General features: G+C 60.0%; 18 protein-coding genes and 1 pseudogene. 8 read left to right on the forward strand and 11 right to left on the reverse strand.

Going from position 1 to position 18,963, the window contains the following annotated elements; translation table 11 throughout:
- Positions 1-175 precede the first annotated feature (175 nt).
- The 4 genes from msbA to H3L94_RS05185 all read left to right on the forward strand — a co-directional run bounded on the left by msbA (position 176) and on the right by H3L94_RS05185 (position 4,554).
- Positions 176-1,954 (forward strand): lipid A export permease/ATP-binding protein MsbA, encoded by a 1,779-nt coding sequence (gene msbA / locus H3L94_RS05170; protein WP_182122950.1) that lies wholly within the window; start codon positions 176-178, stop codon positions 1,952-1,954.
- A 113-nt stretch (positions 1,955-2,067) separates the two neighbouring features.
- Positions 2,068-2,844, forward strand: coding sequence for a ferredoxin--NADP reductase (locus tag H3L94_RS05175; RefSeq protein ID WP_009118072.1), 777 nt, complete (start codon positions 2,068-2,070; stop codon positions 2,842-2,844).
- Positions 2,845-2,913: 69 nt separating this feature from the next.
- The gene (locus H3L94_RS05180) at positions 2,914-3,153 is read left to right on the forward strand and encodes a putative hemolysin (RefSeq protein WP_182122951.1); all 240 of its coding nucleotides are present in this window, start codon (positions 2,914-2,916) and stop codon (positions 3,151-3,153) included.
- 258 nt (positions 3,154-3,411) lie between these two features.
- Positions 3,412-4,554 carry a THUMP domain-containing class I SAM-dependent RNA methyltransferase gene (locus H3L94_RS05185; protein WP_182122952.1) on the forward strand — a complete coding sequence of 381 codons (1,143 nt, stop codon included), beginning with the start codon at positions 3,412-3,414 and terminating at the stop codon, positions 4,552-4,554.
- 473 nt (positions 4,555-5,027) lie between these two features.
- Here the strand turns inward: H3L94_RS05185 and H3L94_RS05190 are convergent, their stop codons facing one another.
- Positions 5,028-5,306, reverse strand: a complete 279-nt coding sequence (locus tag H3L94_RS05190) for an accessory factor UbiK family protein (protein WP_040660655.1) — start codon at positions 5,304-5,306, stop codon at positions 5,028-5,030.
- Between the two features lie 346 nt (positions 5,307-5,652).
- Here H3L94_RS05190 and glnA point away from each other — a divergent pair, with 346 nt between their 5' ends.
- From glnA to lolD, 3 genes are all read left to right on the forward strand, one after another.
- Entirely contained in the window at positions 5,653-7,071 is a 1,419-nt protein-coding gene (gene glnA, locus H3L94_RS05195) for a type I glutamate--ammonia ligase (RefSeq protein ID WP_040659992.1), read from the forward strand.
- A 221-nt stretch (positions 7,072-7,292) separates the two neighbouring features.
- On the forward strand, positions 7,293-8,543 hold the full coding sequence (locus H3L94_RS05200; RefSeq protein WP_182123108.1) for a lipoprotein-releasing ABC transporter permease subunit: 1,251 nt from the start codon (positions 7,293-7,295) through the stop codon (positions 8,541-8,543).
- Positions 8,536-9,258 (forward strand): lipoprotein-releasing ABC transporter ATP-binding protein LolD, encoded by a 723-nt coding sequence (gene lolD / locus H3L94_RS05205; RefSeq protein WP_182122953.1) that lies wholly within the window; start codon positions 8,536-8,538, stop codon positions 9,256-9,258. Before H3L94_RS05200 ends, lolD begins: the two co-directional genes overlap by 8 nt.
- Positions 9,259-9,355: 97 nt before the next feature.
- On the opposite strand, the gene H3L94_RS05210 is transcribed toward lolD, so the two are convergent.
- On the reverse strand, positions 9,356-9,922 hold the full coding sequence (locus H3L94_RS05210; RefSeq protein WP_182122954.1) for a pseudouridine synthase: 567 nt from the start codon (positions 9,920-9,922) through the stop codon (positions 9,356-9,358).
- 35 nt (positions 9,923-9,957) lie between these two features.
- Here H3L94_RS05210 and H3L94_RS05215 point away from each other — a divergent pair.
- A pseudogene (locus H3L94_RS05215) lies at positions 9,958-10,105 on the forward strand (lipoprotein signal peptidase).
- Between the two features lie 41 nt (positions 10,106-10,146).
- Here H3L94_RS05215 and H3L94_RS05220 read toward each other — a convergent pair.
- The 9 genes from H3L94_RS05220 to rnc form a co-directional block, all read right to left on the reverse strand.
- Positions 10,147-10,941: an ABC transporter ATP-binding protein gene (locus H3L94_RS05220; RefSeq protein ID WP_182122955.1), complete on the reverse strand. Its 795-nt coding sequence runs from the start codon at positions 10,939-10,941 to the stop codon at positions 10,147-10,149.
- Positions 10,938-11,843: an ABC transporter permease gene (locus H3L94_RS05225; protein WP_182122956.1), complete on the reverse strand. Its 906-nt coding sequence runs from the start codon at positions 11,841-11,843 to the stop codon at positions 10,938-10,940. Before H3L94_RS05225 ends, H3L94_RS05220 begins: the two co-directional genes overlap by 4 nt.
- Before the next feature lie 162 nt (positions 11,844-12,005).
- The gene (locus tag H3L94_RS05230; RefSeq protein ID WP_182122957.1) at positions 12,006-12,437 is read right to left on the reverse strand and encodes a DUF2628 domain-containing protein; all 432 of its coding nucleotides are present in this window, start codon (positions 12,435-12,437) and stop codon (positions 12,006-12,008) included.
- A gap of 103 nt (positions 12,438-12,540) precedes the next feature.
- Complete coding sequence (locus tag H3L94_RS05235) at positions 12,541-13,572, reverse strand: ABC transporter substrate-binding protein (RefSeq protein WP_182122958.1); 1,032 nt, start codon at positions 13,570-13,572, stop codon at positions 12,541-12,543.
- Positions 13,573-13,898: 326 nt separating this feature from the next.
- Positions 13,899-14,318 (reverse strand): OsmC family protein, encoded by a 420-nt coding sequence (locus H3L94_RS05240; RefSeq protein WP_182122959.1) that lies wholly within the window; start codon positions 14,316-14,318, stop codon positions 13,899-13,901.
- 27 nt (positions 14,319-14,345) lie between these two features.
- On the reverse strand, positions 14,346-14,843 hold the full coding sequence (gene rraA, locus H3L94_RS05245; RefSeq protein WP_182122960.1) for a ribonuclease E activity regulator RraA: 498 nt from the start codon (positions 14,841-14,843) through the stop codon (positions 14,346-14,348).
- Positions 14,844-15,153: 310 nt separating this feature from the next.
- A complete protein-coding gene (nagZ, locus tag H3L94_RS05250) occupies positions 15,154-16,269 on the reverse strand; it encodes a beta-N-acetylhexosaminidase (protein ID WP_182122961.1) in 1,116 nt (371 codons plus the stop codon).
- 76 nt (positions 16,270-16,345) lie between these two features.
- Positions 16,346-17,851 carry a YifB family Mg chelatase-like AAA ATPase gene (locus H3L94_RS05255; RefSeq protein ID WP_182122962.1) on the reverse strand — a complete coding sequence of 502 codons (1,506 nt, stop codon included), beginning with the start codon at positions 17,849-17,851 and terminating at the stop codon, positions 16,346-16,348.
- Positions 17,852-18,135: 284 nt separating this feature from the next.
- On the reverse strand, positions 18,136-18,858 hold the full coding sequence (gene rnc / locus H3L94_RS05260; RefSeq protein WP_415752582.1) for a ribonuclease III: 723 nt from the start codon (positions 18,856-18,858) through the stop codon (positions 18,136-18,138).
- Between the last annotated feature and the right edge of the window lie 105 nt (positions 18,859-18,963).

Consider the following 18,963-nt stretch of genomic DNA (forward strand, 5'->3'; position numbering starts at 1 on the left):
AAACCGCCCTCTTCGAGTGAGAGCCTCCTAGGCGTCAATTCTTCCCCACAAAACCGCTGCATCGGCCAAACGTCAACAGGCTTTAGAGTTTTTATCTTACTGGTGCCGCGATACATTGTTGCCCTGCCGCTTTTGGCTTACAATCGCGCCTTTGCCAGCCTTCTCCCTCTTTCCTATGTCCCAACCCGAACACAACGGCTTTGCCCTCTACCGACGCCTGTTTCCCTATCTGAAGGGATATTGGCGCATTTTTACGGTGGCGGTGGCGGCCATGATTGTGGTGGCGGGCACAGGGCCTTTGTTTGCCTGGTTGCTCAAACCGCTGATTGATGAAGGCTTTGTGGCCAAGAATATTGAAGCCATGCGTTGGGTGCCGGCGGCGATCATCGGCCTGTTTATCCTGCGCGGGGTGGCCAATTTCATCAACGAATACAGCACCAGCTATCTGTCTGGCCATTTGGTGCAGCAAATCCGTCGCCAGATGTTCGCCAAAATGTTGGCGCTGCCTTCCGCTTATTTCAGCAACCATTCCAGCGGCCGCGTGATGTCGCGCATCCTCAACGATGCCAGCCAAATCACCGAAGCGGGTTTCAACGTGATCACGGTAACCGCCAAGGACGGCGTGACGGTGATCGGTTTGCTGTGTCTACTGCTGTATTTGGATTGGCAGCTGACCCTGATCACGTTTGCCGTACTGCCGATTGTGGCCTGGTGCGTGCGTCAGGTGAGCAAGCGATTGCGTACCTTGTCGCGCGAAAACCAGCAGCACATGGGGCTGATGACACAGGTGCTCAACGAAAGCATAGACGGGGCGCGGGTCATCAAGGTGTACGGCGGGCAAGCGCACGAAAGCCGCCGTTTCGACCAAGCCGCCGTCAGCGTGCGCCGCAACGGTGTCAAACAGACCGCGGCCAATTCCATGAATACCGCCATCACCCAGTTGATGATTGCTTCTGCCTTGGCGGCCATTCTCTATCTGGCGGCCAGCCGCGCCGCCGAAGACGCCTTCAGCGCCGGCGATTTCATGTCTTTCCTTTCCGCCATGCTGATGATGTTCGACCCCATCAAGCGGATGACCGGCATCATGTCCTCCCTGCAGCGCGGCCTGGCGGCGGCGGAGAGCGTGTTTACTTTTCTCGACGAGCCGGCCGAAGAAGACCAAGGGCAGGCCGTTTTGCCTGCGCAAACCGGCGACATCGAACTGAAAGCCGTGGCATACCGCTACGACGGCGCCGCCCGCAGCAGCCTCAACGGCATCAGCCTCACCATTGCGCAGGGCAGCGTGGTCGCTTTGGTGGGCGCATCCGGTTGCGGCAAAACCACGCTGGCCAACCTGATTCCGCGCTTTTTCAACCCCACCGCCGGCGCCGTGCACATCGGTGGGCGCGACATCCGCGAATACAGCTTGGTTTCCTTGCGCGAACAAATGGCCTTGGTCAGCCAAGACGTGGTGCTGTTCAACGGCACGGTGGCCGAAAACATTGCCTACGGCCGGCCGGATACCGAGCGCAGCGAAATCGAAGCCGCCGCCCGCTCCGCCAATGCTTGGTCGTTTATCGAGGCCATGCCGCAGGGCTTGGACACCGAAATCGGCGAAAACGGCCTCAAACTTTCCGGCGGCCAACGCCAACGCTTGGCCATCGCCCGCGCCCTGCTGAAAAACGCGCCGATTCTGATTTTGGACGAAGCCACCAGCGCTTTGGACACCGAATCCGAGCGCCTGGTGCAGGCCGCTTTGGAAAAGCTGATGGAAAACCGCACCACCATCGTCATCGCCCACCGCCTCTCCACCATCGAACAGGCCGACAATATCGTGGTGATGCACGAGGGGCGGATTGTGGAGCAGGGCAAACACGCCGAGCTGTTGGCGCGCAGCGGGCGCTATGCCGATCTGCACCGCATGCAGTTTCACGAACAGCAGGAAGTCCGGCCAAGCAATGTAGAGGCTACCTGAAAACAGTTTGCTCCCGCCTTTCAGGTAGCCCGATATTTTGACGACGGTGCGCTTTATGGTTTTGGCGCACCCTCCCCTTATTTCGTAACTTCGTATGATTTCGGAAAGACAATATGGCAGCATTCAATGTTCAGAAAGTATTGAGCGTCCACCACTGGACCGAAGACTACTTCACCTTCACCTGCACCCGTGACGACGCCCTGCGTTTCGACAACGGCCAATTTGTCATGGTGGGTTTGATGGTGGACGGCAAACCCCTGATGCGCGCTTACAGCGTGGCCTCCGCCAACTGGGAAGAGCATCTCGAATTTTTCAGCATCAAAGTGCCCGACGGTCCGCTCACCAGCCGCCTGCAGCATTTGAAAGTGGGCGACGACATCCTGATCAGCAAAAAGCCCACCGGCACCCTGATCCTCGGCGACCTCAACCCCGGCAAACACCTGTATCTGCTTTCCACCGGCACCGGCATCGCCCCCTTCCTCAGCATCACCAAAGACCCCGATGTATATGAGCAGTTTGAAAAAGTGATTCTGGTGCACGGCGTGCGCCTGAAAAAAGACCTTGCCTATTACGACCGCTTCACCAAAGAGCTGTTCGAACACGAATACCTTGGCGATTTGGTGCGCGACAAACTCATCTACTACCCCGTGGTGTCGCGCGAGCCTTTCGAACACCAAGGCCGCCTCACCGACCTGATGAAAAGCGGCCAGCTGTTCGCCGACATCGGCCTGCCGCCGATGAACCCGCAAGATGACCGCGCCATGATTTGCGGTAGTCCCTCCATGAACCGCGACACCGCCGCCGTACTCAACAGCTTCGGTCTCACCGTGTCGCCGAAAATGGGCCAGCGCGGCGACTATTTGATCGAACGCGCCTTTGTTGAGCAATAACCCTTGTTTCAGGTAGCCTGCACATTGCCTCAGGCTACCTGAAAAACCTTTTTCCGCCGGGAATCCGCCATGAACAAGCTGTATGCCGCATTAGCCGCCTTTGCCTTAGCCGCCTGCGCCGCCCAACAGCCGGCTCTGCCGCTGGAAGCCGTCAATCCCGCCAGCGCCCATTGTGCCAAGCAGGGCGGGCAAACCGAAATCCGGCAAGACGAATACGGCAACGAATACGGCGTCTGCCATCTGCCCGACGGCCGAACCGTTGACGAATGGGAATACTACCGCAGCAGCCGGCCCGAAGGCGATCACTGAAAGAGTAGGGCAGGCAGAGCCCCCACGCCGGATTCCTGACCGGCATATTCGGCCCAATACAGCCGGCCGCTTGCCGATAGCCGTTCTCTTCCCGTTTCCACGCCACGGCCGTGGCGGACAACCAGATTGGCAGCTTGCGCACATTTTCTTTGTGCGTGCGGGATAAGCCCGCCGAAGCCGATTGGGCGCCCAATACCGCCGCAGCGCTTGCCAAGGAGCCGCCTCGGGCTACCTGAAACCACATTCTCCCAATATCCCATGACCACTTATACCCTGTTCACCACCTGCCCGCGCGGTTTGGAAAGCGTCTTATCCGCCGAGCTGGCCGCCTGCGGCGGCAGCGACGTTCGGCCCGCAGACGGCGGTGCCTACTGCCGCGGCACATTGGAAACCGTTTACCGCCTCAATCTGCACGCCCGCACTGCCGGCCGCGTGCTCATCCAGCTGGGCAAAAGCCGCTACCGCAACGAGCAGGACATCTACACCTTGGCGCGCAGCATCGCTTGGGCGAAATGGTTTGATGTGGCGCAAACCTTCAAAATCAAAGCCGAAGGCCGCCGTGCGCGGCTGAAAAGTTTGGATTTTGCCGCCTTGAAAGTGAAAGACGGCCTGTGCGATGCCTTCCGCGAATATTGCCAAGCCCGCCCCAGTGTGGACAAAGCCGCGCCCGATGTGCGCATCCACGCCTTTTTCGATGAGCAGGACGCCCGCCTGTTTATCGACAGCAGCGGCGAAGCCCTGTTCAAACGCGGCTATCGCCAAGACACCGGCAGCGCGCCCTTGCGCGAAAACCTCGCCGCCGGCCTGCTGCTGTTGGCCGGCTACGACGGCAGCCAACCCTTCCAAGACCCGTTTTGCGGCAGCGGTACGCTGGTGATCGAAGCCGCCCTCATCGCCACCCGTCGTCCGCCCGGCCTGCACCGCCGCTTCGGCTTCGAAGGGCTGAACAATTTCGATGCCGCCCTTTGGCAGCGTTTGCGCCAAGCCGCCGAGGCCGACATTCTGCCAACGGCAGCGATGCCGCTTGCCGGCAGCGACAATGACGCGGCCTTAATCCGCACCGCCCAAGCCAATGCCCGTGCGGCGCAGTTGGAAGCGGTGGTGGCATTCGACTGCCTGGACGTGTGTGACACCCGTCCCAACGGCGAACACGGCATTCTGCTGTCCAACCCGCCTTACGGCGTGCGCTTGGCCGAGGTGCAGGCGCTGCACGCGCTGTATCCGCAATTGGGCAGCTGGCTGAAGCAGCATTACGCCGGCTGGCTGGCCGGCATGTTCACCGCCGACCGCGACATGCCCAAACTGATGCGCCTGTCGCCCAAGCGCAAAATCCCGCTCTACAACGGCAATCTCGACTGTCGCCTGTTTTTGCTGGAGATGGTGAGCGGCTCCCACCGCTAGTCGCCGTTGGTTATGAGAGCTGCAGTATCGATGCCGCTACCGAGCTCAGTTTGACGCTGGCCCTGCGTTTTCAGAAGTGCCAAATGCAACGGGCTGATGAATCCGGAGGCTGTTGCCCTCGTTGTCGGAAGGCGGTATTCGGCGCATCAGACGGGACGGCATGATGTTCGGCAAATTACAAGAAAGGCAGGGCGTTAAAGTGCGCCTGGCTGTCGCCGAGTGGGTAGTTGAGGGTTAGACAGTGGTCGTGCTGGCGGTTTCAGGCGGATGATATTTGGCCCTCCACGGGGATTCCTGGCGGTTACGCTCGTTCACTGCTGCGTTTTAAGGGCATTTGTATCTAGGGATTTGGCACAGATATCGCAGGTCTTCACTCTTCTTTCGGCAGCCAAAAGGCTACAAAAGGCTACCTGAAAGTCAGCCACGCAGAAGGCGGCTGACTTTCAGGTAGCCTGTTTGTGTGGCCGACTGTTTTATTCGGCGGCGGTTTCTTCTGCTGCCGGTGTCGGCTGATCGGCTTGGGCGGCGGCCTCCAGTTGGGCGATGCGTGCTTCCAAGGCCATCAGTTTTTCACGGGTTTTGATCAGAATCTGCTGTTGGATGTCGAATTCTTCGCGGGTTACCAAATCCATTTTGTTAAACGCGCTGCCGAGCATGGCTTTCACGTTTTTTTCCACGTCTTTTACCGGGCTGGATTCGATGGTGTCGCCTAATTTGGCGGAAATTTCTTCAAAAATTCTTTTGGCAATCACGGTTATTCCTTTTTGAGGTTGCGGGGCAATGACGGCATTGTAGCGGTGGCGGCGGAGGCGGGCAAACGGAATCTGCCGCCGGTTTGGAATGCGGCGGTGCGGCAGCATACCTGCTTGCACGGTGCCGCCTGTGTGTGGGGAAGGGAGGCGGCCACAAGGGAAGCAGGCGCCGGCGGCAGGCGGCTTTTTCATTCAGCGCATCAAATCCTTATTCTGTTGCTTGGTGGCCGCTTGGAAAATTTTGCGGCGCAGCATTCAGTTTCCACGGTATCTGTGGCAAAATCAGCCCCGTTTTCCGTCTCAAAGCCGACGCAGGCCGGCGTTTTTTCCGATCCAGGAGCACCACATGTCCATTTCCGAAGTTATCCGCTTGATTGAAGAGCACGAAGTCCGCTTCGTGGATTTGCGTTTTACCGATACCAAAGGCAAGCAGCACCACCTCACCGTGCCCGCCCGTGTGGTGTTGGACGACCCCGAAGAATGGTTTGAAAACGGCCAGGCTTTCGACGGTTCGTCTATCGGCGGATGGAAGGGCATTCAGGCTTCCGATATGCAACTGCGCCCCGATCCGGCCACAGCCTATATTGATCCTTTCTACGACGATCCCACCGTGGTGCTTACCTGCGATGTGATCGACCCGGCCCACGGCCAGGGCTACGACCGCGACCCGCGTTCCATCGCCCGCCGCGCCGAAGCCTACCTGAAATCCTCCGGCATTGGCGACACCGCATTTTTCGGCCCCGAGCCGGAATTTTTTGTGTTCGACGGCATCGAATTCGAAACCCAGATGCACCAAGCGCGTTTTGCCATCACCTCCGAAAGCGCGGCCTGGAGCAGCGGCAAACACCTCGACGGCCAAAACACCGGCCACCGCCCGATGGTGAAAGGCGGCTATGCGCCCGTTGCCCCCGTGGATGCCGGCCAAGACCTGCGCTCGGCCATGGTGAACGTGCTGGAAGAAGTGGGCATTCCGGTGGAAGTGCACCACGGCGAAGTGGGCACCGGCAGCCAAATGGAAATCGGCACCAAATTCAGCACCCTGCTCAAACGCGCCGACTGGACCCAGGACATGAAATACGTGATTTGGAACGTGGCGCACAACTTCGGCAAAACCGCCACCTTCATGCCCAAACCGCTGATGGGCGACAACGGCAGCGGCATGCACGTGCACCAGTCGATCTGGAAAGACGGCCAAAACCTGTTTGCCGGCGACGGCTATGCCGGTTTGAGCGAGATGGCGCTGTACTACATCGGCGGCATCATCAAACACGCCAAGGCGCTGAACGCCATCACCAACCCCACCACCAACTCCTACAAACGCCTGGTGCCGCATTTCGAGGCCCCCACCAAGCTGGCTTATTCCGCCAAAAACCGCTCGGCTTCCATCCGCATTCCGTCGGTAAACAGCAGCAAAGCCCGCCGCATCGAAGCGCGCTTCCCCGACCCGATGGCCAACCCCTATCTGTGTTTCGCCGCCCTGCTGATGGCGGGTTTGGACGGCATTCAAAACAAAATCCACCCCGGCGATCCGGCCGACAAAAACCTCTACGATCTGCCGCCGGAGGAAGACGCACTGGTGCCCACCGTGTGCGCCTCTTTGGAAGAAGCTTTGGCCGCGCTGAAAGCCGACCATGAGTTTCTGCTGCGCGGCGGCGTGTTCAGCAAAGACTGGATCGACAGCTACATTGCTTTGCAGTCTGAAGACGTGAAACGCCTGCGCATGGCGCCCCATCCTTTGGAATTTGAGCTGTATTACTCGCTGTAAAGCCGCAATGGCTTGGCAACAGGCTACCTGAAAGGTTTTCAGGTAGCCTGTTTGCGTTTCGGGCATCAGCCGGCTCAAGCCTTGCGGGCAGCCCTGACGGATGTTTCGGCGTCGAAGCAGTCATCCGGCATCGGTGCTGCCGCAGTTTTCGGGTACAATGCGCCCCTATTTGCAATCGGGCGGCGAAACCGCCCACACGAAAGGCTACCTGAAATCAGATGATGGCTTCTTTGGAAACTTGGATCGGCCTGCGTTATCTGCGGGCCAAAAAGCGCAGCGGTTTTGTGTCGCTGATCAGCATTATTTCGATACTCGGCATCGCCGTGGGGGTGATGGCGCTGATAGTGGTGCTGTCGGTGATGAACGGCTTTCAGAAAGAAGTACGCGGCCAATTGCTGCAAGTGACGCCGCATATGCAGATGATGTATCTGCTGCCGGAGGAAGACGACAACTGGCACGGCCTGGCCGAAGTGGCGCAGCAAAGCCGCCATGTGGCCGGCGTGGCGCCTTATGTGAGCGGGCAGGCGCTGTTGGCCAATGCCGGCGAAGTACAGGGCGTGCAGGTAAAAGGCATCGACCCGACCGAAGAAAACAAGGTGTCGGAATACGGCAGCAAATTTCCCGGCGAATACTATGCACGCCTGCGCGCGGGCGAGTTTGACATGATTCTGGGCCGCGGTCTGGCCGAGCATTTGGGCGTGAACGAAGGCGAGAAAGTCACCCTGATTTCGCCCGACGGCAATGTGACGCCGGTGGGCATGGTGCCGCGCATGAAGCAGTTTACCGTGGTGGCGGTGGTGGACACCGGCATTTTCGCGGTGGACAACAGCCTGTCGGTGATCCACATTGACGACGCCAAAGTGCTTTACCGCGCGGGCGACGCCGATGTCGGCCTGCAAGTGCGGCTGAAACAGCCGGAAAACGCGCCCGAAATCAGCGGCACCATGGTGCCGGCGGCGCAGCAGGACAAAATCATGGTGCGCGACTGGACTTTCCAAAACCGCGATTATTTCCAAGCGGTGGCGGTGGAGAAACGCATGATGTTCATCATCATGTTTTTCATCAGCTTGGTGGCTTCCATCAACCTGATTTCTACCCTCATCATGACGGTAACCGAAAAGCAGTCGGCCATCGCCATTTTGCGCACCCTGGGCGTGCCCCCGCGCGGCATCATGAAAATCTTTTTCGTGCAGGGCTCGCTGCTGGGCGTAATCGGCACGTTCTGGGGCGTGGTGTTCGGCCTTTTGATTGCCTTCAATGTGAGCCACATCGTGGCCGGCATCGAAACCCTGGCCGGCCGCAAGCTGGTGACTTCCGCCATTTACTTTATCGACTATATGCCCTCGCAGGTGAAATGGTCGGATGTGGCCGTGATTGTGGCCATCTCGCTCGGCCTGTCTTTCCTGGTGACGCTCTATCCGAGTTGGCGTGCGTCGAAAACCCAACCTGCCGAGGCTTTGCGTTATGAATAAAGAAACCGTGATCGAATGCCGCGGCGTGAGCAAGACCTATGCCGACGGTTTGTTGAAAGTGGACGTGCTCTCGTCGGTGGATTTTCAGGTAGCCGCAGGCGAAGGCGTGGGCATCATCGGCGCGTCCGGCAGCGGCAAATCCACGCTGCTGCATATTTTGGGCGGGCTGGACACGCCCAGCGGCGGCGAGGTGCTGATCCGCGGCCAACAGCTCAGCCGCCTCAATCAGGCCGAACTCGGCGCGCTGCGCAACCGCCATTTGGGCTTTGTCTATCAGTTCCACCACCTGCTGCCCGAGTTTTCCGCTTTGGAAAACGTGATGATGCCGCTGTTGGTGGCTCGCCGGCCCAAAGCCGAAGCGGAGGCGCAGGCGGCCGAGATGCTGGAAAAAGTCGGTCTCAAAGCGCGCATGCTGCACCGCCCGGGCGAGCTTTCCGGCGGCGAACGCCAACGCGCCGCCATCGCCCGCGCCTTGGTGACCCGTCCGGCCTGCCTGTTGGCCGACGAGCCCACCGGCAACCTCGACCGCCACAATGCGGCACATGTGTTCGAGCTGATGTTGGAACTCAAGCGCGAACTGGGCACCGCCCTGATTGTGGTGACCCACGACGACACCTTGGCCCGCCGCTTCGACCGGGTGTTGATCATGCGCGACGGCAGGCTGGAAGCCGAGCCGGTAGAACAACGTCACACGCTTCCCGACAGCATTGCTTAAGCGCAAGCCAATTAAAACCGCACTTCATGTCGGATGAAGTGCGGTTTTTTATGGTTGATTCGGCTTTCAGGTAGCCCGAAAAGCCGAGATGCAACAATCAATAGAGCGCCTGATGCGGCATGGCACGCCATTCGCCTAAAGGCAGGACCAAATCGAACAGGTTCAGGCGGCCGACGGCCACACGCACCAAGCGCAGGCAGGGGTAGCCCGCTTTGGCGGTCATGCGGCGGACTTGGCGGTTTTTGCCTTCGCTGATGCGGATTTCCAGCCAGAAATCGGGCACGGTTTTGCGCTCGCGCACCGGCGGCTGGCGCGGCCACAAACGGGCGCTTTCCGCTGACGCCAATACGCGCACTTGGGCGGGGCGGGTAACGAAATCGCCTAGGTCCACGCCGTGGCGCAGCAGATTGAGGCGGGCTTCGTCGGGGCTGCCTTCCACTTGTGCCCAATAGGTTTTGACGGTTTTGTGTTTGGGATCGGCGATTTTGGCCTGCAGGCGGCCGTCGGCGGTGAGCAGGAGCAGCCCTTCGCTGTCGGTGTCGAGCCGGCCGGCGGGATAAACGCCGGGCAGGGGGATGAAGGATTTCAGCGTGCGGTGCTTTTCGTGCGGGCTGAATTGGCAGATGACGCCGTAGGGTTTGTTGAAAACAATCAGATCGGACATGGCGGAAAGAAGGGAGGGGGATCAGGCTGAGACCTTTGCAAAACCCCCATCTGCGGCGCATTTCTGCGTTGTGCGCTGCTCGCTCGCTTGCCTATCTGTCTGATATGTCTGGCACTCGCTGCGCTGCTACGCCTTGAACTGCATCCACATCTGGGGGTTTTGCAAAGGTCTCAGGCTACCTGAAAGCGGAAAATCGGTGTTCGTTCAGGTAGCCTGTGGCGGTGTCAGCTCAGCAACAGGGCATCGTCGCTGACTTTTTCGCCGCGGGTTTTTTCGAACATATCCAGAAGGTCGCGCACGGTCATGCCTTTGCGCTCTTCGCCGGAAACGTCGAGCACCACTTGGCCTTGGTGCAGCATCACGGTGCGGTGGCCGTGGTCGAGAGCCTGCTGCATGGAGTGGGTCACCATCATGGCGGTGAGTTTGTTTTCGCGGATGATTTGGTCGGTCAGCTCCAGTACGAAGGCGGCGGTTTTGGGGTCGAGGGCGGCGGTGTGCTCGTCGAGCAGCAGGATTTTGCTCGGCCGCAGGCTGGCCATCAGCAGGCTGACGGCTTGGCGCTGGCCGCCGGAAAGCAGGCCCATGCGGTCGGTGAGGCGGTTTTCCAGCCCCAGTTTGAGGATGCTGAGTTTTTCGCGGAACAGCTCGCGGTTGTGTTTGTTTAAGGCCAGCCCCAAGCGGCGCGGCTGGCCGCGTTTGTAGGCCAGTGCGAGGTTTTCTTCGATGCTCAGCCCTTCGCAGGTGCCGGCCATCGGGTCTTGAAACACGCGGGCCACCAAGCCGGCGCGTTCGTGGGCGCTGAGGCGGGTCACGTCGCGGCCGTCGATCTGGATGTTGCCGGAATCGATGCCGATGTCGCCGCTGATGGCGTTGAGGAAAGTGGATTTGCCGGCGCCGTTGCTGCCGATGACGGTCACGAATTCGCCGTCGCGGATGTGCAGGCTCATGCCGCGCAGGGCGGGGTTTTCGATGGCGGTGCCGGGGTTGAAGGTAAGACGGAGGTTGTCGGCGCGCATCATGATGCCAGTTTCCTTTGTTGTTTCATTTTCGCTTTGGCTTTCGGCACCAACAGCACCAGCACCAGCATGACGGAGGTGATGAGGTTGAGGTCTTGCGTTTTCAGGCCGAGCTGGATCAGGGTTTCGCTGCCCATGGCCACCATCACAAACAGGCGGTAGATCACGGAGCCGATGATGGCGGAGAGGGTGATCAGCAGAATGTTTTTGCTCGGCAGCAGGGCTTCGCCGAGAATCACGGCGGCCAAGCCGAAGACGATGGTGCCGAGACCAGCGGCCACGTCGGCGCCGCCCGCCAGTTGGGCAAACAGGGCGCCGGCCAGGGCGATCAGGCCGTTGGACAGCGCCATGCCGGCCAAGACCATGCGGCCGGTGGCGATGCCTTGGGCACGGGCCATGCGGGGGTTGGCGCCGGTGGCGCGCATGGCCAGCCCGGTTTCGGTGGCGAAAAACCAGTCCAAAACCAGTTTGATGGCGATGACGGCGGCCAAGAGCACGGCGGTGTTTTGCCACACGCTGCGGCCGAGCAGCGGGGTGAAGATGTCGAACACAGTGTCGGTGCCCAATAAGGGCACATTGGGCGCGCCGCCGATGCGCAGATTGATGGAATACAGCGCGGTCATCACGATGATGCCGGCCAGCAGGTGGAGGATGCCGAGCTTGATGTTGAGCCAGGCGGTGAGGATGCCGGCGAGACAGCCGGCGGCAAAACCGACGGCAACGGCGATAAAGGGATGGATACCGGCCACCATGCAGACGGCGCAGGCAAAGGCGCCTAAGGGGAAACTGCCGTCGGCGGTGAGGTCGGGGAAATCGAGGATGCGGAAGGAAATCAGCACGCCTAAAGCCACCAGGGCATAAACGAGGCCGGTTTCAAAGGCGCCGAAGAGGGCAATCAAAGACATGAAGGTTCTCTGTGATTGGTGGTACGGACACGGTGGGTAACCGTGCGCTTGGGGTGCGGGGCGGTCTGTGCGGTGGCTCGAACCGCTCGAAGCGGAATGGGCGTCGGCCGCCCGATGGTTTTCAGATGGCGTTTCGGGCTACCTGAAAACCGAAAGACGATATCAGAGCCAGTCTGAGCGGCCCAATACCATTTTTTTGTAGTAGTGGCGGTTGGTGATGGCGGCAAAGCCGGCGGCCAAACCGAAAAACAGTGCATTGCCCGTCTTCCAGCCTGAAGCTTCCAAAGCAGAAACCGCGAGAGACAGCAAAACGGCAGCGGCCACATAGCTCAGCGCCAATTTCCACATGCCTTTAATCAGCAGGTAAATCACGCCGAACAACATGGTCCAGACATTGAAGCCGACGCTCATGCGCTCTCCGAAACTCAGTTCTTTGATGCGGGGCAGTTTTTCGCCGCCGGCTTTTTCGATGAGGCGGAAGCGTTTTTTCCACGACTCGGCCACATCCAATTGTTCGATGATGCGCATGCGGTTGGCGCTGTCGGTCAAGTCGGTGCCTTGCGGCGCGCGGTAAGGGTTTTCGGATTGGTTCATCCCAAGCTCCAATTTAAAGACTGCCGCAGGGCAGGCAGGACATTATGTTTTCAGGTAGCCCTAACTGCGGGCTACCTGAAAGAGACGGCTGTCAAGCCAATGTTTATTCGATGATTTTGGTGGCCTGCTGTTTCAACTCTTCAGACAGGGTAATGCCCTGTTCGGCGGCATGTTTGGGGCTGAGGTGCAGGTCGAATTGTTCTACGCGTTGCGAAGGAATGTCGCCGGCTTTTTCACCGCGCAGAATGCGGGCGGTCACTTTGCCGGTTTCCAAGCCGATATTGTGGTAGTTCACCCCCAAAGCGGCCACGGCGCCGCGGGCAACCGAGTCGGTGTCGGAGGCCAAGAGCGGCACTTTGATTTCGTTGGCGGCTTTATACATGGCTTCGTAGGAAGACACCACGTTGTTATCCAGTGAGGTGTAGATCAGATCGGCTTTGCCTTGCAGGCTGCGGGCGGCGGTCAGCACGTCGGTGGTGCGCTGGGCCGGCGCTTCGGCCAGTGTGATGCCGGTTTTGCCCAACGCTTCTTTCAGCTGGTCGCGTACTACGGTGGAGTTCACTTCGCCGGGGCTGTACACATAGCCGACGGATTTCAGGCTGGGCACCAATTGGTGCATCAGCTTGATTTGCGGTTCCAAAGGCAGTTGGTCGGAAACGCCGGTGACATTGGTTTGGGAAGCTTCCCAAGAAGGCACCAGTTTGGCGGCCACCGGGTCGGTTACCGCAGAGTAAACGAGGGGAATGTCTTGGGTGGCGGCTGCAACGGCTTGGGCGCTGGGGGTGGCGATGGCCACGATCACATCAGGGCGGTCGCCGGCGAATTTCTTGGCGATTTGGGCGGCGGTGGCCGGGTTGCCCTGTGCGCTTTGGAAGTCGATCACCAGATTTTTGCCTTCTTCAAAGCCTTCGGCTTTCAGCTGCTCGATCAGGCCCTGGCGCACGGCGTCCAGCGCAGGGTGTTCGACGATGGAGGTGATGGCCACGCGCTTGGTTTCGCTGGCGGCAGCCGGTGTGGAGGCATCGGAAGCGCTGCCGGCGGGAGCCGGGGCTTGTTTTTCTGCCGGGGAACAGGCGGCCAGGAAGGCGGCAGCCAGCAGGCTGAGGGGAAGATTGCGGCGCAAATTCAGGTTCATGAGGTGGTCCTTTGCAGCGTTTTCAGGAAAGGCCGCATCATAAATTTTTTTGGCTGAAAAAGCATCTGTTTCGCAGCGTGAATATTGAATTTTCTTTAGAATATTATTTCATCAAATTAACACTTAAAGAAATTAAGTATTTTTAATCATGAATAATAGGCAAAAAACTGCTTAAAATTTTGCTTGCCGGCAATTTTTACTTAATTTTAACTTCGCTGGCGGAATATTTGGCCGGATACGGCTGCCTAGGCGCGTGTCGGACGAAAAACAGAGGCCGCCCCGTTGGAACGGGCCGGCCTCGTGCCTTTCAGGTAGCCTGAACGGGCTTATTCCGCTTCGGCCACTTCAAAGCTGTGGCTGATGTTGGCGGCTTTGCCCAACATAATCGAGGCCGAACAGTATTTTTCGGCGGAGAGCTGCACGGCTTTGCCAACGGCTTCGGCGTTCAGGCCGCGGCCGATGACCGTGAAGTGGATATGGATGTCGGTAAACACTTTGGGCACGCTGTCGGCCCGTTTGCCTTCTACGGTGGCGATGCAGTCGAGCACGTCTTGGCGCTGTTTCTTGGCGATGTCCACCACGTCGATGCTGGAACAGCCGGCAATGCCCATCAACAGCATTTCCATCGGGCTGACACCGCGTTTGTTGCCTTCGGCGGCCGGAGCGCCGTCCATGATCACGCTCTGGCCGGAAGCATTGGTGGCGACGAAGCAGCGTCCGTCTACCCATTGGCTGGTAATTTTCATCGGATGTCTCCTGAGGTAAAAAGTGGATCAAACAGAGTCAGCGGCCTCAATCGGCTCGGGCGACACCAAAATGCCGTCTTCGTCGCTGTAAAGATAGTGGCCGGGGGTGAAAGTAAGGTTGCCGAAGGAAACGGGCACATCGCTTTCGCCCACGCCGCTTTTGCCGCTTTTTTTCGGGTTGGTGCCCAAGGCTTTGATGCCGAAGTCCATTTGGTCGATGGCCACGCTGTCGCGGATGACGCCGAAAATCACGGCGCCGGCCCAGCCGTTTTGGCGGGCGGCGTCGGCAATCATGTCGCCCATCAGCGCGCTGTAACGGGAACCGCCGCCGTCCACCACCAACACTTGCCCGTTGCCGGGGGTGTTCATCAGGGCTTTGATCAGGCCGTTGTCTTGATGGCAGCGGATGGTGCGGATGCGGCCGCAAAAGCGGCGGCGACGGCCGTAGCTTTTGAAGTCGGTTTCGCAGGAAGGGGTGTCGGGTGCCAGATCAATGAGGTCGGCGGTGGCGAAATCTGCGGGCATATCGAGTCCTTTCAGGTAGCCTTTAAGAGGGTGGGGCCGGCGGCTTTGCTCGGGTAGCCAAATTTTACTGCGGCAAAGACCAGAATTGTCACGGCGGGAGGTAATCTTTGCTGCTCAGGGGGAGAAGGGTGGTTTCGTCGGGTGCTTGAAGCAGGGTGCGGCTGTCGTCGTTGGGAAGGGGAACCGTATTTGCCATTCTTCTCCCCGCCCAAGCGGATGTAGCAGCGTTTTTGCCGTTGTCGTCTTCTTTCTAAGCCTGATCATCAACGGCAGGCCTTTCAGGTAGCCTGAGGCTACCTGAAAACAGGCATCAGAACGCTTCGCCCACTTTCACCCCGCCAACCAAATCTTGCGGCGAAGCCAAAGCAGCAGTGAGCGCTTGGGCGGCTTGGAAGGCGGGATCGTCAAACAGGGCGGCGAAGGCGGCGGGCTCGCCACTGCCGGCCATATATTGCCAGCGCTCGGCCAGCTGCGGATTGGCTTCGGCCCAATCGGCCAGACCGCTGTCGGGCTGTTTGAAGGCGGCCAAGAGTTCGTCCACCAAATCGGGGCGGTTGCACACCAACACGATGTCGCAACCGGCGGCAAACGACAGGCGGCTGCGTTCGGCAATGCTGCCGGCGCCACAGGCGCCCTCCATGGTGAGGTCGTCGGAAAAGATCACGCCCTGAAAGCCGATGTCTTGGCGCAGCACGGTTTGCAGCCAGTAGGCTGAGAAGCCGGCGGGTTGGCTGTCGATCTGCGGATACACCACATGGGCGGGCATCACGGCGGCCATGCCTTCGGCGGCCAGTGCGCGGAAGGGGGCGATGTCGTCGGCTTCCAGTTCGGCCAGGCTGCGCCCGTCTTCGGGCAGCACATAATGGCTGTCGCCGGCAACAAAGCCGTGGCCGGGGAAGTGTTTGCCGCAGCTTTTCATGCCGCCGCGGTTGAGGCCGCGCTGCAGGGCGAGTGCGAGGGCGGCAACGATGTCGGCGCGGCGGTGGAAACTGCGGTTGCCGATGACTTCGCACTGCCCCCAATCCAAATCCAGCACCGGCGTAAACGACAAATCCACGCCGCAGGCGCGCAATTCGGCGGCCAGCACCCAGCCGATTTGTTCGGCGGCCTTTTCGGCCGCCGGCTGCCCCTGACGCTCCCAGATCTCACCCAAAACACGCATGGCGGGCAGGCGGGTAAAGCCGTCGATAAAGCGCTGGACGCGGCCGCCTTCGTGATCGACGGCGATCACCAGTTCGGGGGTGCGCAGGGCCTTGATTTCGCAGCACAGGGCGGCGAGTTGTTCGCGGTTTTGATAGTTGCGGCGAAACAGGATAACGCCGCCGACGGCGGGGTCGAGCAGACGTTGTTTTTCTTTGCTGCTGAGGGTGTAGGCGGCCACATCGGCCATGACGGGGCCGCGGGGCAGGGAAAGGGGCGTGTTCATATGATGAAGAAACTTTCTAGGAAACGGGGCAAAAGGGTTTTGATCAGGTTTCAGGTAGCCTGTGCGGCGGGTAGGCTTACAGGCTGCGGCGGAAAGCCACGGCGCGCAGCACGTGGCGCTCGTTTACGGTGTCGTCACCGGCCAAATCGGCCAAGGTGCGTGCCACGCGCAAGATGCGGTGGAAGCTGCGTGCGGAGAGGGAGAGTTTTTCCAGCAGATTGCCCAAGGTGCTTTTGGCTTCGGGGCTGACGGCGGCGATGCCGTCCAAATCGGTGGGCGACAAATGGGCGTTCAGTTTGCCTTGGCGGGCGTATTGTTTCTCACGGGCGCGGATCACACGCCGGCGGACGGTTGCGCTGCTTTCGCCGGCTTCGGCCTGCACCAAATCGGCGGCAGGCAGCGCGGGCACTTCGATGACCAGGTCGATACGGTCGAGCAGCGGGCCGGAAATTTTATTGCGGTAACGCTGAATGCTTTCGGGCGTACAGCGGCACGGCTTCACCGGATGACCCAAATAGCCGCAAGGACAGGGATTCATGGCGGCCACCAATTGGAACTTCGCCGGAAATACGGCTTGACGGGCGGCACGGGAGATGTGGATTTCGCCGCTTTCCAGAGGTTCTCTTAATGCTTCCAATACCTTACGCTCAAATTCGGGCATCTCGTCCAAAAACAAAATGCCGTTGTGCGCCAATGAAACCTCTCCGGGACGCAGATCCGAGCTGTGTCCGCCGCCGATCAGCGCCACGGAACTGGCCGTATGATGGGGGCTGCGAAACGGGCGGTGACTGCTTAAGTCGTTCATATATTGAGGCAATAATGAACGCAGTGCCCACACCTCCATGCGCTCTTCATCGGTGAGCGGCGGCAGAATCGAGGGCAGGCGTTGGGCGAGCATGGATTTGCCGGTGCCGGGCGGGCCCATCATCAGCAGGCTGTGTCCGCCGGCGGCGGCCAGTTCGAGCACCAGGCGGGCGGTGTGTTGCCCTTTCACGTCTTTCAAATCCGGCAAAGCGGCGTCTGCGTGTTCCGTTTTGTCCGCAGTCTGATGCGGGGTGCGCAGCAGGGCGGTGACGCCGTTTAAGTGGGCGGCCACGGCGCCGAGGCTGTCGGCACCGTACACTTCGGCTTCCCCGATGGCGGCGGCTTGGGCTGCGTTGGCCGTAGGGAGAATAAAGCCGCGTTGCGCACGGCCGGCCTGCCAAGCCATGGCCAGTGCACCGCGTATCGGGCGCAGCAGGCCGGAGAGCGCCAGTTCGCCGGCAAATTCGTAATCGGTCAGTTTGGCGGCATCCACTTGGCCGGAGGCGGCCAAAATACCGAGGGCGATGGGCAGGTCGAAACGGCCCGACTCTTTGGGCAGGTCGGCCGGGGCGAGGTTGACGGTGATTTTCTTGGCGGGAAAGTCGAAACCGCTCTGCACGATGGCGGCGCGCACGCGGTCGCGGCTTTCTTTGACTTCGGTATCGGGCAGGCCGACAATGTTGAACGCAGGCAGGCCGTTGGCCAAGTGGGTTTCCACTTCGACCGGGGGCGCGTCCATGCCGGATAAGGCGCGGCTGTGTACCAGAGAGAACATCATGCAAACCGCCTGCTGCAATCACTGTGGGGGAGACGGAAGGATTCTAACCGCGTTTGTGGCGGCTGCAAAGATAAGGGGCGGGGCTTTCAGGTAGTCTGAGACCTTTGCAAACCCCCCATCTGCGGCGCATTTCTGCGTTGTGCGTTTATGCCCTATGGGTACTGCTCGCTCGCTTGCCTATCGTGTGATATGTCTTTCCCATAGGGATTCCTGACGTTCACGCTCGCTGCGCTGCTACGCCTTGAACTGCATCCACATCTGGGGGGGGTGCCTGAACGGGGAGCTTAACGCTTTTTCTGTTTGCCTGCGGCCAAGCGGCTTTCCAGCCAGGCCAAGGCTTGGGCGGCGCAGTCTTGCTCGGCGGCGCGGCGGCTGTGGGCTTGGGCATAGGTGATGTGGCCCAGTTCGCCCAAATCGCAGGAAACGTCGAAACGGGCGTCGCTGCCTTCGCCGGTTTGCTTGTCGATGCGGTATTTGGGCAGCGGGAAGCGCTGTGCCTGCAAGGCTTCCTGCAAGCGGGTTTTCGGATCTTTGGCCTGATTGTTCAGGCTGGCGCCCTGCACGCGCTCGGCAAACAGGCGGCGCACCACGGCCTCGGCAGTGTTGAAACCGGCATCGAAGCTGATGGCGGCAAACATGGCCTCCATGGCGTCGGCCAAAATGGAAGGGCGGTCGAAGCCGCCGCTTTTCAGTTCGCCCGGCCCCAGAAACAGGGCGTCGCCCACGGCCAAACGGCGGGCGATGTCGGCCAACACGTCTTGGTTGACCAAGTTGGCGCGCAGGCGGGAAAGCTCGCCTTCGCTGCATTTGGGAAAGGCGTCGAACAGCATGCGCGCGACGGTGTAATTGAGGATGCCGTCGCCGACAAACTCGAAACGCTCGTTGTTGCGGGCGGCATAGCTGCGGTGGGTAAGCGCCTGCTTGAGCAGCTCGGGCCGGGCGAAAGTGTGGCCGAGACCGGCTTGGAGGTGTTCGAGGGCGCGTTGGCGGCGGGGGTCTGTCATGATGGGTTGCGGTGCGGGAAATCTGGCTGGGGCGCGATTATAGCGGAAAGCGGGCGGATGCAGGATAATGCCGGCCGCAAGCGGTGTAACGGCCCTGAGGCTACCTGA

This window comes from Neisseria shayeganii (assembly GCF_014054965.1).
In the GTDB taxonomy this organism is placed as follows: domain Bacteria; phylum Pseudomonadota; class Gammaproteobacteria; order Burkholderiales; family Neisseriaceae; genus Eikenella; species Eikenella shayeganii.